Origin of the sequence: Paenibacillus sp. FSL P4-0176 (assembly GCF_037975265.1) — a bacterium.
Classification (GTDB): domain Bacteria; phylum Bacillota; class Bacilli; order Paenibacillales; family Paenibacillaceae; genus Paenibacillus; species Paenibacillus amylolyticus.
In genome coordinates this window covers 3,223,927-3,237,713 of sequence record NZ_CP150242.1, presented here as the reverse complement: position 1 = coordinate 3,237,713, position 13,787 = coordinate 3,223,927, and the positions used below count along the sequence as shown (strand labels likewise).

At 47.3% G+C, this 13,787-nt stretch carries 7 protein-coding genes; all 7 read right to left on the bottom strand.

Features of this window, described 5'->3' with window-relative positions; genetic code table 11:
* Positions 1 to 16 precede the first annotated feature (16 nt).
* On the bottom strand, positions 17 to 841 hold the full coding sequence (locus MKY95_RS14760) for a carbohydrate ABC transporter permease (protein ID WP_036608291.1): 825 nt from the start codon (positions 839 to 841) through the stop codon (positions 17 to 19).
* A gap of 22 nt (positions 842 to 863) precedes the next feature.
* The gene (locus tag MKY95_RS14755) at positions 864 to 1,730 is read right to left on the bottom strand and encodes a sugar ABC transporter permease (protein ID WP_101314027.1); all 867 of its coding nucleotides are present in this window, start codon (positions 1,728 to 1,730) and stop codon (positions 864 to 866) included.
* Positions 1,731 to 1,797: 67 nt separating this feature from the next.
* Positions 1,798 to 3,177, bottom strand: coding sequence for an extracellular solute-binding protein (locus MKY95_RS14750; protein ID WP_339199413.1), 1,380 nt, complete (start codon positions 3,175 to 3,177; stop codon positions 1,798 to 1,800).
* A gap of 78 nt (positions 3,178 to 3,255) precedes the next feature.
* A complete protein-coding gene (locus tag MKY95_RS14745) occupies positions 3,256 to 4,557 on the bottom strand; it encodes a glycoside hydrolase family 125 protein (RefSeq protein ID WP_339199410.1) in 1,302 nt (433 codons plus the stop codon).
* A gap of 223 nt (positions 4,558 to 4,780) precedes the next feature.
* Positions 4,781 to 5,953: a GntR family transcriptional regulator gene (locus MKY95_RS14740; RefSeq protein WP_339199976.1), complete on the bottom strand. Its 1,173-nt coding sequence runs from the start codon at positions 5,951 to 5,953 to the stop codon at positions 4,781 to 4,783.
* A gap of 257 nt (positions 5,954 to 6,210) precedes the next feature.
* Complete coding sequence (locus tag MKY95_RS14735) at positions 6,211 to 11,457, bottom strand: S8 family serine peptidase (RefSeq protein WP_339199406.1); 5,247 nt, start codon at positions 11,455 to 11,457, stop codon at positions 6,211 to 6,213.
* Positions 11,458 to 12,146: 689 nt separating this feature from the next.
* Complete coding sequence (locus MKY95_RS14730) at positions 12,147 to 13,655, bottom strand: exosporium glycoprotein BclB-related protein (protein WP_083669681.1); 1,509 nt, start codon at positions 13,653 to 13,655, stop codon at positions 12,147 to 12,149.
* Between the last annotated feature and the right edge of the window lie 132 nt (positions 13,656 to 13,787).

The window sequence follows — 13,787 nt, the reverse complement described above, 5'->3', positions numbered from 1 at the left end:
TACGTACCTCCTGTCATTAACCTTTGGTTGCCCCGCCCATGCTGAATCCTTTGGACATGTAACGCTGGGAGAAGATATATAGCACAACCGAAGGCATTGTATAAAGTAGTGAAAATGCAGCCAACCTGCCGTATTCAACCATACCGTGGCTGCCGAAAAATTGATAAATCGTGACCGATGCCGGAAGTTTCTCCGGTGTCTGGAGCAGGATGTATGGCACGAAGAAGTTGCCCCAACTTCCCGAAAAGGTAAATATCGCTATCGTTGCAATACCCGGCAACATCAATGGCGCCACGATTCGTCTCAAACTACTCCACACGGACGCTCCGTCAATCCATGCCGATTCTTCCAAATCGATTGGCACCGAATCCATGAAGTTTTTCATCATCCAGATGCCGTAAGGAAGTGAGGATGCGGTCAGGAACAGCATCGTGGCAATGATGCTATTTTGCATTTTGAAGAACAGAAACATTTGAAATACCGGAACCATCACGGCAGTAATCGGAAGAGCTGTCATGAACAGAATCGATAACAAGAAGCTTTTTTTGAATCTCATTTCATAACGGGATAATGGATAAGCAGCAAGGACCGATACCAGAACAACCAATATCGCTTGCCCTCCCGACAGAATCAGGCCCACACCGAATGAACGAAGATTGCTCGAATCCCCGAGTACATCCTTGAAATTTTGAATGGTCCAGGTACTGGGCATTTTGATACCCTGTTGCGCGTTCGGGTCAAATGAAGCCAGAATGATCCAGAGCAGTGGCAATAAAAAACAGAGCCCTAGAAAAACTAGAATCCCGTACTGGATTTTGCGTTGAAGCCCATGTTTGACCATAGGGATCGAACCTCCTTCATGGTTACACTTTCACTTTCATGGATCGCATGTAGAACAGGCTGGCGACAATACCGATGAACAACAGAACCAGAGATATGGCTGTGCCGTATCCAAACTGATAGTTCACAAAGGCCTGATTGTACATGAAGATCGGCAAGGTTTGTGTCGAAGTACCCGGGCCACCACCGGTCATCGTATAGATCAGCGTGAACACACCCAGTGTCTGTAGAGTAACCAACATCATGTTGGTCACGATTGACCCTTTTACCATTGGGATCGTAATGTGTCTGACAATCTGGAACCCGGTGGCACTGTCAATAATCGCAGCTTCTTCAACTTCCTTCGGGATATCATCCAGTGCCGACTGATAGACCATCATTGAAAAGGCTGTGCCGTGCCAGATATTCGCGATAATGACACTCACCATAGGGAAACTGAACAACCAGGAGACTGGATTCGCTCCAAACCAGCCGAGGATCTGATTCAATGAACCATTGTCACTGAAAAAGGCGACCATACAGAATGCCACAACAATCTCGGGTGTCACCCAACCGGCAATGACGATGATGCCGATGACCCGGCGGAAGGTCACATTTTTCTCCTTCATTAGAAGGGCCAGAATGAATCCAAGCAATACCTGACCAATCACTGCGGAGAAGATGAGAAAGACCAGCGTACGCCAGACACTAATCCGGAAGTCCGGATCATGGAACATATTAATGAAATTCTGGAATCCGACAAACTCCAAACTCTTGGCTGCCGCCCCAGTCAGAGCCATATTCGTAAAGGCAAAACAGATAGTCAGAATGATGGGAACAATGAAAAACACAAGTAATAACAGTACGGAAGGCATGAGAAACAGAAATGAACCTGGTGCTTTCCTTTTCATAAGTCACTCTCCATTCGAACCGGAAAAAGGGGAGATTATGCCTCCCCCTCCGAATATATCGATATCCTTATTTCTCTTCGATGCTGTCAGCGCCAAGGGAACGGGATACGTTGTCCTTCAATTGTGTAACTCCCTCTTCCGGCGTCAGCTTGCCAGAGGCAATACTCTCAACAATGCTTTGCAATTGTGCGGATACCGCTGCATATTGATCGTTCGCTGGATGGAAGTGAGCCACATTCAAGAGTTCCTGTGCTTCTTTGGTATATGGACGATCCGTATAACCTTCAACTTCTGTGGAATCATTACGTGGGCTGAGGCTGCCTTCCGCCACTACACGAGCAGTCGCATTTTCCTTATTCATCAGAAACTCGATAAATTTCCAAGCTTCTTCCTTGTTTTTCGCTTGTGCAGGAACAGACCAAGCCCATCCGCCAGACATCGTAGTTGCTCCAGGTTCTTCCCCATTTTGTGTCGGGAATGGTGCAAAACCTATTTTCTCTTCAACGTTGGCGATTGGAGCAGCACCGTTCTCGGCCCATGTCGAACCTGCCCAGCTACCATCTACAGCCATCGCCAGTTTGTCTTGCGGGAACTGTTGCTGGAATGCAATACTGCCAGCTTGTCCATTCAGGGCAACCTGCATGGTTGGACCTGTTTTATCCGTGTTAAACACTTGATCTATGAATTTGAAGGAATCCAGCAGCCCCGGGCTGTTCACGACCCATTTCTTGCTGGTGTCGTTATACAGCGTGTCCGCCGTACCATAGAGCAGCATTTCCAGTGTTTGCATGGTGACACCTTCACCGTTTGCTTTGCCCACGATCATATTAAGTGGTGTCACACCCGGCAGTTTTTGCTTGATCGTACGTGCTGCTTCGAGCACTTCTGCCCAGCTTGCAGGTTTGAACGGAACTTCAAGTCCTGCCTGTTGAAACAGTTCCTTGTTGTACCAGATTCCGCGTGTATCCGAGGTAGCCGGAACGCCGTACACTTTGCCGTCTTCTCCGGTAACCCCTGCCTTCAGGTTGTCGATGATGTGTTCTTCCCAATCGGGCCATCCCTGAACCTGTGTATCCAGCGGCTCCAGATATCCCGCAGCAGCATCGGATTTGATGATGGATGTATCTTCAGCAATGACATCCGGTGCCGTATCCGGGGATTTCATTTGCAGAACCATTTTGGACGTATAATCGCCTTCACTTGCCAGTACAGGCGCAATGTTGATTTTGATATCCGGGTTTTCTTTCTCGAATTGATCCACCAAGCCTGATTGGAAGAATTTCGTAAGTGTATCTTCAGATCCTGAAGAACGGAACGATACAGTTACTTCCTTCTTGCCATCACTGGTTGTGCCTGTGCTTGAGCTTCCGCCCGAACAGGCTGTAGTAAGAATGAGCAAGGATGTCATAACTGCTGCTACCGGCATTTTCAATGATATTTTTCTCATGATTCGCTCTCCTCTTGTCGGAATTCAACGAACTCCGAACGTTATAATGTACTCGCAGGTTATCTCTTGCTTCCCTATCTATTTCTGTACGCGGAATCCGCAATAATCCATAATCAGTTCACTAAAGAGCATGTTGGACCATGAAAACCATGGACGTGTATATTCATGTGGATTGTTGGCCGAAAAACCTTCATGGGTCAGTCCGGTATCCGCATCCGTCTTATGGATAAGCTGAAGCAATCGTAGTTTTTCATTGCGATCCTCTGTAGTCAGCCCCTGCATCGATAAAGCGATATGCCAGATGTACCCTTCCGGTGTATGCGGACTACCGATTCCTGCTGCTGCTGTTCCCTCATAAAAATACGGGTTGTGCGAGGAAAGAATGAAACGGCGTGTATTCTGATACACCTCGTCGTTCTCCTCGACATATCCGAGATAAGGTAAAGACAGCAGACTTGGCACATTGGCATCATCCATCAGATTGTGATTGCCTTTCCCATCCGTTTCGTACGCATATATGGTTCCATATTCCGGATGTTCAACGGTGCCATAATCCTGAATACCTTTGTTGATCTCTTGCTCCAACTGCTTAGCAGTCGCTGCCAGCGTTTCATCCTCGAACACCGCTTCAGCAATTTCCTGAAGATATCGAAGCGCCACAACAGCGAACATATTGGATGGAATCAGATAACCATATTCACAACGATCGTCGCTGGGACGGAATCCCGACCAAGTCATGCCTGTGTAAACTGTTTCAGTACCTCGTCCCTCTCGGGTGAGCGTATCGGTTTCGGGAGCATCCAGACGTTGGAACGTGTAGGGTGATTTCGTCTCATGATGCTGTTCCACTTGCCATAACTGCATGATGATCTGGGCTGCTTTACGGAACGTATCATTGAATTGAGTTGTTCTTCCTGTGTTCTTCCACAAGAGATAACTGAGCTGAATCGGATAAGCCAATGAGTCGATCTCATACTTCCGTTCCCAGATCCAATCATTCATTTGCGTCAGGTCTTCCTGATGTCCTTTCCCACTCTCCGTCTCATTAAAAGCGTTTGCATAAGGGTCCAGGAGAATATAATTCAGTTGACGTTCAACCAGTCCAGCGATCATGTCGGCGATATCTTCATCCTCTGAAGCGAGAACCAAATATGGTCTCACCTGAGCAGCAGAATCACGTAACCACATGGCAGGAATATCTCCCGTAATCACAAAAGTTGTTCCATCTTCTTTGCGCTGTATTGTGGTTGCCATCGTATTGGTAAAACAATTTTTGAACATTTGGTTGAGTTCCGGATGGTCCGGCATACGTTTGTTAACCTGATCAATCATGTCGTATATCGAGGGGGAAATTTCTTGATTATCTCTAGGTGTCAGCATGTTGTCCTCCTTATGTAATCCAGTTTGTTAACCGCTTTCATCATCCTAAAACGAATATAATGTTATGTCAATATATTTATTTGTATATTAGCATGTTATTTTAATTTGAAGACACCAAATAATATACCATTTAAAGCAATTCTCCCCATTTTATCCGCACCAAAAAGAGGCCTCGTTTATACGAAGCCCCTGATTGAACACAATGAATATTAAGTTGTTATAATTAACCCTTTTGTTTCACCATACTCGTTGACTTACCCTTCACCAATCGGGCAGGTAAAACAACTCTGTTCACTGTCATTTCGTTGTTCTGCATACTTTGAAGCACCATCTCGAATGCCTGTTTTCCCATATCAAACTGACTTTGTCTCATATGGGTTACACGGCTTCCTTCGGCAGCGTTTGGACTGTCAAAGCAAATGATGGACATATCTTCCGGGATTCTCAGACCAAGCCGATCCGCTGCCTGTTCTGCAAGTAAAGCAATATGATACTCCGCAGCAAAGAGTGCAGTAATCTGGGGGTATTTCTGTAAATGTTCCACCAATGTCTCCACATCACGGACCTCGACTTGAGGATCAAACACACTTGGCAGTGTCGAAAGAAAAGATTCTAACCACAGTTCCCTGTTCACCAGCACCCCTTGATCATGATGAGCCTCAATGATTCCTTCAATTCGTTCTTCAATCGGTGTAGTGTTCGCCGGAGGCTGCGTCAGAAAAGCGATGTGTCGGTGACCGAGGTTGAACAGATAATTCGTCCCTTCTCGCGCGGCGCCTACATTATCCGTACTGACAGATGAAGCCGGAATTCCTTTCAAGTACCGGTCAATCAGGACAAACGGGAATTTGTTAACGACCAGTTTAAGAATCTCATCGCTGAAATATTCACCCTGTGCCGGGAAAATAATCAATCCATCCACACCCAGTTCCAGCAGTTCCTGAATGCTCTGTTCCTCCTGCTCGGGAATCCCGAAGGAACGTCTAAGTACAAGAAAACAATCATGCTCTCGCGAAGCTTCTTCCATACCATATAACAGTTCTGTACCATACATATCACTGAAATTAGTAATGACCAGACCAATGAGCAGCTTCTTCTCTGGATCTTTAACCGAAGCACGCGGAGCAGGTCTGTTAGGTCTTTCCTGTAACATATCTGCTGTGTCGGCTACAAAGGAACCCCGTCCCGGCTGACGAACAATTAATTGTTCACTCGCCAGCATCTCAAGTGCTTTTTTAGTTGTAATCCGGCTCACTCCGAATTCATCACATAATTCCTTCTCCGAAGGAACACGCTCACCCACTTGATATTGATGAAGCTGTATCCGTTCGCGCAAGGATTCAAAGATCTGTTCATACATCGGCTTGGATGCCGAGTCTTTCCCCAATACAAGCACCTCCATAAATACCCATACTTCTCATGTTCTACATCCTAATATATCATGTTATATCATTAATGTGAAGAAAGGAGACAACTCACCTGCTGTCATATGAGAGCAAAAGAAAAAACATCCCAATGGATGCTTCATTAATCTTAGGCGTCAGATGTGAATCGAGATACAACAAAAAGCCGACAAGCCCGGATACCTCGGCTTATCGGCTTCTTGCTTAGATGGTCAAAATGCAGTTAACGTCCAAGTCATACTTTGCATAATTAAGGTTGCAGACCCTCAGCGGACGGTGGACTCACTTCCGTTCCATTCTCTTCAGGGCTCGAATCTGGTTCTGGAACTGATTGTTCTTGTGCTGCGCTGACGAACAATCGTCCAGCTGCTTCCGCCTCTACTTTGTTGCCTGCTGCATCCTGAGCACGAATCACAATGACTCCACCCTCCAGAACAAGGGATGAAGGTGTTGTGTACGTACCTGTGTAACGACCAGGTTCAGTCTCCACCAACGGAACCTCTCCTGCCCCCTGGTCATTCAGATTCAGCGGTAACTGAATACGGAAAGATGCTTGCAGACCAGGTTTACTGTCAAATGAAACGGTAACACTCTGCCCTGATGTGATTCGAACATCCTCAGCCGGAGTAATATTCGTAAGTTCTGGCAACGCCGTTTCCACATAGACGGTGCGGGTTACGGTTGTTTTGTTGCCAGCGATATCGGTTGCTGTAATGGTAATTGTGTTCTCGCCTTCATTGACCAATACACGGTGACTGAAACTTCTGTCTTTACCCACTTGTACGGTTTGTCCGTTAACGGTTACCTTATCGAGGAATTGTTCCACGACATTACCCGTTACGTGAACCACTTCTGCATTGATGCGATCCCCTTGAGCTGGCGTGAGAATCGTCAATTGTGGTTTGGTCTGATCCAGAATAATGACTACGGGAAGTGAACGGTCCGTTGTTTTACCGTCTACCACTGCCTCCGCAGTAATCGCATTAATGCCAGAACGGAGCTTCACACCGTATGAGAACTTCCCATTTGCCACCGTTGTGGTGCCAGCCAGATCCTTGCCGTTGTAGATCTTGATCTGAGCTCCAGATGCCGGAGACGTTCCCGACACAGTGAAGGTCGATTGATTCGTATACGTGTTTGCAGGTACTGTGAGCACAGGTGCATTTACCGGATATCTCACGACCGCACGAATCATGTAATTGCCTTCTTCTACCGGTGAAGTACTCCATGCTCCGCTTACACGCTGCCAGCTTCGACCAGCATTCGTACCATTCTCATCGGTAGCGAGTCCCGGAGCACTTGTTCCGGCTACGCTTTGTACATACACGATATAGAAATCACCCGTTACAATGACCGGTTCCGGGAATTCAACAGTTGTCCATTGATCGTTACGAAGTGCAGTACCGTCAAATGGTCCAGCCAGTTGTCGTCCCGGAGCTCCGCCCGCACCCGATGCATCATATACGGCATATTGGAACGCTGTGCCTCCAGGTACAGGCCATTCTGTGTTCCAGAATCGGAACGATGCACCTGTCAGTTGAGCGCTCTCCAGCTCTGGTGTCATTCGAACTGCCCAAGCGTTATCCGCAGCATTAAAAGCTCGTGCGTTCTCTGCTGTTCCATCATCATAAGCAATTTCCCCAGGGAAACCGATGAATGGTTTTAAGGCAACATTTGCCTCAGCCGTACCATTACCAGGGACTGTCACAGTAACGGTTTTACTGTAATAATCTGCAGCCCGGATGGATAGGGTATAACTTCCTTCCAATACCTGAATATCGAAGCTGCCATCTGAACCTGTGCGAACTTCACCTACATTCGCATCTTCCACCACGAGAACGGAAGCATCAGCCAGTGGTTGTCCTGTCCGCTCATCCGTTACTACACCTTCAATCTGCCCATGCGGAATTGCTTCCAGATTAAAGTTGGCTTTGGCTCCATTGCCATCTGTAATCGTCACCTGCTGAGTTCGAGGATAATATCCATATGCTTCAGCTTTTAACGTGTAATCACCTGCTACGTGTGTGAAGTTATACTTGCCTGTAGCTGGATCTGTCTTCACCGAACGTCCGGTTTCCAGTACGGTAACCGTTGCACTTGCAGGCAGGCTTTGTGGATTAACCGAACCTGTTCCTGGTTTTTCAACTTCAGGTTGTTGCTGTTTCGTTTTGTTAAATTCCGCTTTGTCTGTCCGCGAAATTTTGTACCATGGATTATCATAGGACGGTTTTGGTTTGTCATTGTTAAGCACAACCGCACTGTCCTCCGTTACCGTCTCCGCAGCAACTCCCAGTACACGGAAATCATCAATGAACCAGCCTGTCTTCACAACACTGTTATCTGAGGTCAGGCGGAATCGGAATTGAACTTCATTACCGGTAAGTGCATTTAGATCATAAAATACGGGTGTCCATTGTTTACCGTTTGTACTATGTGAGAATTTGCCCAGTTCCGACCATGTGGTTCCACCATCCTTGGTGACTTCCACATACCCGTAGTCGTATCCACTCTCAATCTCGTACCAATGATTAAACGTGAGTGTTCCTTCGGACACATCCGTCAAATCAATGACCGGAGATACGAGTGAATAGTTGGAGCCACTCTCGTACGTATTGTCGAGATCAGTCGCCCAGACATTCGGTGGAGAAACCGCGCTGGCAGGTCCCGTTACCGGAATACCGCGTTCCCACTCATCTTTGGTTCCTGAATGAGTCCAGCCGTTATCATCACTGCCATCGAAATGATCGATGTAGATATCCTGAGGCACCTCTACGGTAATGGAGACCTCATTCGATTTGTCGCTTTCATTGCCACTATAATCAAGTGCGGCAACGGTATAATAATACGTCGAATCTGTCACCGTAGCCGTATCTGTAAACGTTGTTCCTGTTGCAGTTCCAATGGATTCATAACCTGCACCTGCGGTTGTGGAGCGATATACGATATAGGATTCGAGATCCTCATCGCTCGGACCCGTCCAGCTCAAGGCTACATTACCAAGAATATCGGCTGTCGCAGACAATCCGGCAGGAGCGCCCGGAGCAATCTCATCCAGTTCTTCTACAGCGAAATCATCAATGTACCAGCCAGCCTTTTGCAATGAATTATCGCTCGTCAGATTGAACTTGATGAACACCTGCTGTCCCGCGTATTCGCGAAGATCCACATATTGTGTCTTCCAATTGCCACCTGTACCCGTGAAGGTTAACAGCTCTTCGAACACATAATCGCTATCCTCGGAAGCGATGTATACCTTGCCGAAGTCGATGTTATTCTCCAGGTCATACCAGTGCTTGAAGGATAATAACGCCCCTTCTGGACTCTCGGTTAGATCAATAGGCGGCGCAAGCAGATATGCATTGCTATTCGCCACATAAGTTCCTTGCAGATTGGTTGCAATCACCTTGTCACCGGAGTATGCACTTCCAGGACCACTGCTTGGTGCTCCCCATACCCAGGTACTTCCGGTTCCGCCAGTCGTGAAGCCCAGCTGATCTTCTTCAAAATCCTGAAGGTATCCTGGCTGAACACCATTGGAGACAGCCACTTTATATACCTGACTTTCGAATCCGTTGTTGCCATAATCATTCACGCGGATATAATACTCCACACCTTGCGGTTCAATAAGAAAAGCAGGGATTGTCGCTGTATATGTCCCATCTTTGTTATCTCCAGCAATCCGGTTCATCGGTAGATAAACGTACTGGTTGGTGCCTGTCGTTTTGGCAAAAGCCTCGACGGAGACTACTGCGACGTTATCTGTCACATGAGCGGTTAATGGTATATCGATGCCTGTAAAGGCAGAATTAACAGGGGTATGTGCCAGTACTGGCTCTTCCAGATCATCTCCGGCCGTAACCACTCTGCCGGATACTGTGCCGATCCCTTCGAGTACAGAACCCACAGCATCAAGGGCATTAATAATGCCGTGACCGTAGCCGTTATTAGGAGATGTCGGATACTGACTATCGGTTCTCGGCGTGGCTGTATCTGTAATGATCTGCTCCAGCTGATCCACTGTAAGGGAATGATTGGCCTGAAGCAGCAGTGCAGCAAGCGCAGTTGTATGCGGGCCTGCCATGGACGTTCCGTTCCAGCCTCCCTCATATACACCGCCCGGAACTGATGAACGGATATTCACACCAGGGGCAGATACTTCCGGTTTGATCTCCCCATACGGGGATGGGCCCAGCAGGGAGAACGAAGCCAGATTTCCGTTGATATCTGTGGCTCCCGTGGCAAAACTTTCAGGGTAATTCGCAGGGTTCGCAACAGAGCCGGGACCACCCGGATTCGTCAGTCTTACATTACCTGCGGAGAACTCGGGAAAGATCTGCGCATCACGCCAAGCTTGGACCATAGGACGGAACCATTCATCCAATCCTGCGCCTCCGCCCCACGAGTTGTTAACAACATCCGGTGCAAGTTCAGGATGCAGATTACCTTCCGCATCCACCGGAGCGATCAACCATTGTCCGCCATCGAGAATAATGGCATCTGTTGTTTCCGGATTGAATATCCGCACACCAATCCATTTTGCACCGGGAGCAACCCCGATCTGGTTGGTACCATCTGCTTCGGAGCCAACCATCGTACCCATCGTGTGCGTACCATGCCCGTCTTCGTCCGCAGGGAGGGAAGCATTACTGTGCGGATCATACCAGCTCAGTTCGGGATCAACGATATTGCCCGAGGCATCCAGTCCCCGCCATTTGCTGCGGAGCGCCGGGTGGGTATAATCCACACCGCTGTCCAGATTGGCTACAACAATCCCTGTTCCATCGATGCCCCGATCCCACACGGCTGGCGCATTGATGTAATCCAGGTTCCATTCCACGTTTTCTGTCGCAAGCTTGTCTTTTGCAGCAGGCTCTTTGTCTTTGACTCCGACTGAAGAGTCTTTAGTTGGCGTTTGGACAACATCTTTGCCTGATGCTGCATTTGCCGGTTCTTTACTCACTTCGGCTTTCTGTAAGTATCGTGTCTCATTCGGTAGAATCTTCTCCACCTCAGGCAGCAGCGCAATCTGTTCCATGACTTCTTTGGTACTCGTTACTGCCAGTGAATTGACGATAAAATAGCTTTTATATTCTTTGACCTTACCCAGGTCAACTTCCTTTTCCAGATAAGTTTCCAATGGATATTGTGTACGCGAGGCCGTTTCTCGCAGAGAGCTGACGACCGAATTACGAACGGACAGCTTTGTGGCTGAAGCCGTTTGTTTGGCTATGGTCGCCTTTTCAAGGGCCTGTTTGGAGACTGCTGCTGTATCCACCTGTTCCTTCATTTTCACCAGATAGGTCACATATTCACTACCATCAAATTCTTTGGTCAACTTGGCGTTTACTTTGGACTCCGTAACTTTGGCAAGTCCAGATTTCATATCCAATTTGGATGATGTGGAGTTTTCAGCTGAAACCGGATGAATGATCGAAAATGCAAGGAGAAGCGAGAGCCCCATGGAGATGGGCTTGCGTAACCGATTAATCTTTATCAAACTTTTCCACTCCTTTTACCCGGTTTTTTTAATTTAGTCTGGTACATATGCCCTTCTCTGCATAATGAAACGGTAAATTAACCTTTATTGCGGATGAAATAGATGCCCTGGATTTCACATAAAGCCTCACCTCCTTTACAGGTCTGGTTAGGGAACAATATGAGTCAGAAGAGATAACAGATCAGTCTATGTTTTTTTACTTGGAAGTTTAGGAGATTGAATGAATTGGATTAAAACATGTGAGTAAATAATTTGGGTGTTTGAATCATGCAATGAGAGTGAATGTCTATAAGCATTCATGTGGAAGGGTAATCTGGAGCGTTAGCAGAACGCTTGCTAAGGAGTGGTGAATATGACTTTCGATCGTGATTCGGGTGAGTAGTTAAACATTTTAATTACATATAATAGTCGATTAGGAATTTAATTGGATTTTATTGGTATAGTATAAAGTCATTATTCGATATACACAAGCACTATATTGAAAAATATAGAAAATAAGTCTATTTAATGCTTTTATGTGTCTGATGTCGCTTACGTATTTCAGCTTATTTTTCGTATTCATGCATTTTTTTGATGAATAATAGTTTGTAGTAGTTCTATACAACCAAGACCTGACACTCAAAATTTCAAATCAAGAAAAAGAACGACATGAGAACTCTCATGTCGTTCATCTCAAAATTTATATCTCATCATGTAATGTTCACGCCGCCACTTGCATACCCGACAACCGTATTCACAAGTGTGAGTCCGGCTGCCGTTGCCGAGAACACCAGTAGCAGACGTGTCTGTGCAGTCACAGGTATAGTCAATCCGGTTGTTATGCCATTGGAGATACTACCCAAAGCAATAATACCGGTGAGTGGAGGTGCCAGTGTAACGACCGCCCCCGGAACCGCAGTAAATGCATTATCAGGAGTAGGTGAACTGAATAATTGCGCAGTGATGGTCACTGTTGAACCGACCAAGGCCAAGGCTGCTGTGGTACTGAAATAGGCAGCAATCGAAGTTATAACGCCATCCCGTGGGACAGAGAACGCAAAGTTAATGAGTGGTCCGACAATCGTTCCCGTTAAATCAATCGTGCCACCCAGAATGCTGACTCCTGTTGCCGAGCTGCCGAAACCGATAAGGCTTGTCGTTCCAACCAGTCCACCAAGAATCGTTGTTAATATGGCAGGTCCGCCAGAAGCAAACGGTATAATGGCGCCAGAACCCGTAGCTCCAGTTACACCCGTGCTGCCAGTTACTCCCGCAATCCCAGTTGCGCCGGTAGCCCCGGTTACCCCTGCAATTCCGGCTGCACCCGTATCTCCTGTCACACCCGTTGCCCCGGTGACTCCCGCAAGTCCAGCTGCACCCGTATTCCCTGTGACTCCGGTGGCTCCTGCTACGCCAGGATCACCTGTTGCTCCTGTAACGCCCGCTGCCCCAACAGCTCCTGTACTCCCCGTTACACCTGTCGCTCCTGTTGCGCCACCTGCTGGGCCTGCCGCACCCGTTGCTCCAGTAACACCTGTTGCACCTGCTGGTCCCTGGGCACCAGCAGCTCCCGGTGTACCAGCTGGACCTACACCACCCTGAGCACCAGCAGCGCCAGCCGGGCCTTGTGGACCAGGTACGCCCTGAGGACCCGCTGGTCCTGCAGGTCCTGCCGGACCTTGACTGCCTATGTTTCTAAGCCCTGTTGTGATAGCCAATTCGGTCGCACGGATCAAAATGACCAGTTGATCTTTCTCAGCCGAATCGATATTCCCCTGTAAAATGACAGATAGGAGCACATCCAGCAATTGCTGCAAATTGGTTCCCACACTGATCGGAGAAAATGGAACGGCCTCTGCAGATACAATGGTAAGCTCCAAGATCGCTTCGAGATCTGCCTTGGTTCCCTTTTTCAAATCCGAGCAATGAACCAGAGCCAGTAATTTACGCAGTACCTCAATCAGAAGTGAAACATTGTGAGGCGAGGGATTGGCAAAAACCTGTACAATTGCTCCCTTCAACTCACCAATTAATTTGAGAAGGAATTCGGCTTCTTTGTCAAAACACTTATGATGGTGGTTATTGTGATGATGATTGTGGTGGTTATGATGGTGCTCGTGATGGTGTTCTTTGTGCTGCTCTTGGGGATGGTCACAGTCCTCAGCTTTTTTTTTCTTAAATCCGCTCCAACCATATCTGATGCGTTTCTTTGGTTTCATCTTTTTGCAGATCCTCCTTAGTGAGTCTCAATCAATCCATTACAGGCGAACATCACTGGTTTGATGATATCAGTATATTAGCAAGCAAGAATTTCGTGATTATTATATAAGTGAATTTCCGAATTACAGTTT

Excerpts from the sequence above, each read along its gene's own strand:
- MKY95_RS14760 (WP_036608291.1), bottom strand. The coding sequence starts at position 841 with ATGGTCAAACATGGGCTTCAACGCAAAATCCAGTACGGGATTCTAGTT.
- MKY95_RS14750 (WP_339199413.1), bottom strand. The coding sequence starts at position 3,177 with ATGAGAAAAATATCATTGAAAATGCCGGTAGCAGCAGTTATGACATCC.
- MKY95_RS14745 (WP_339199410.1), bottom strand. The coding sequence starts at position 4,557 with ATGCTGACACCTAGAGATAATCAAGAAATTTCCCCCTCGATATACGAC.
- MKY95_RS14730 (WP_083669681.1), bottom strand. The coding sequence starts at position 13,655 with ATGAAACCAAAGAAACGCATCAGATATGGTTGGAGCGGATTTAAGAAA.
- MKY95_RS14755 (WP_101314027.1), bottom strand. The coding sequence starts at position 1,730 with ATGAAAAGGAAAGCACCAGGTTCATTTCTGTTTCTCATGCCTTCCGTA.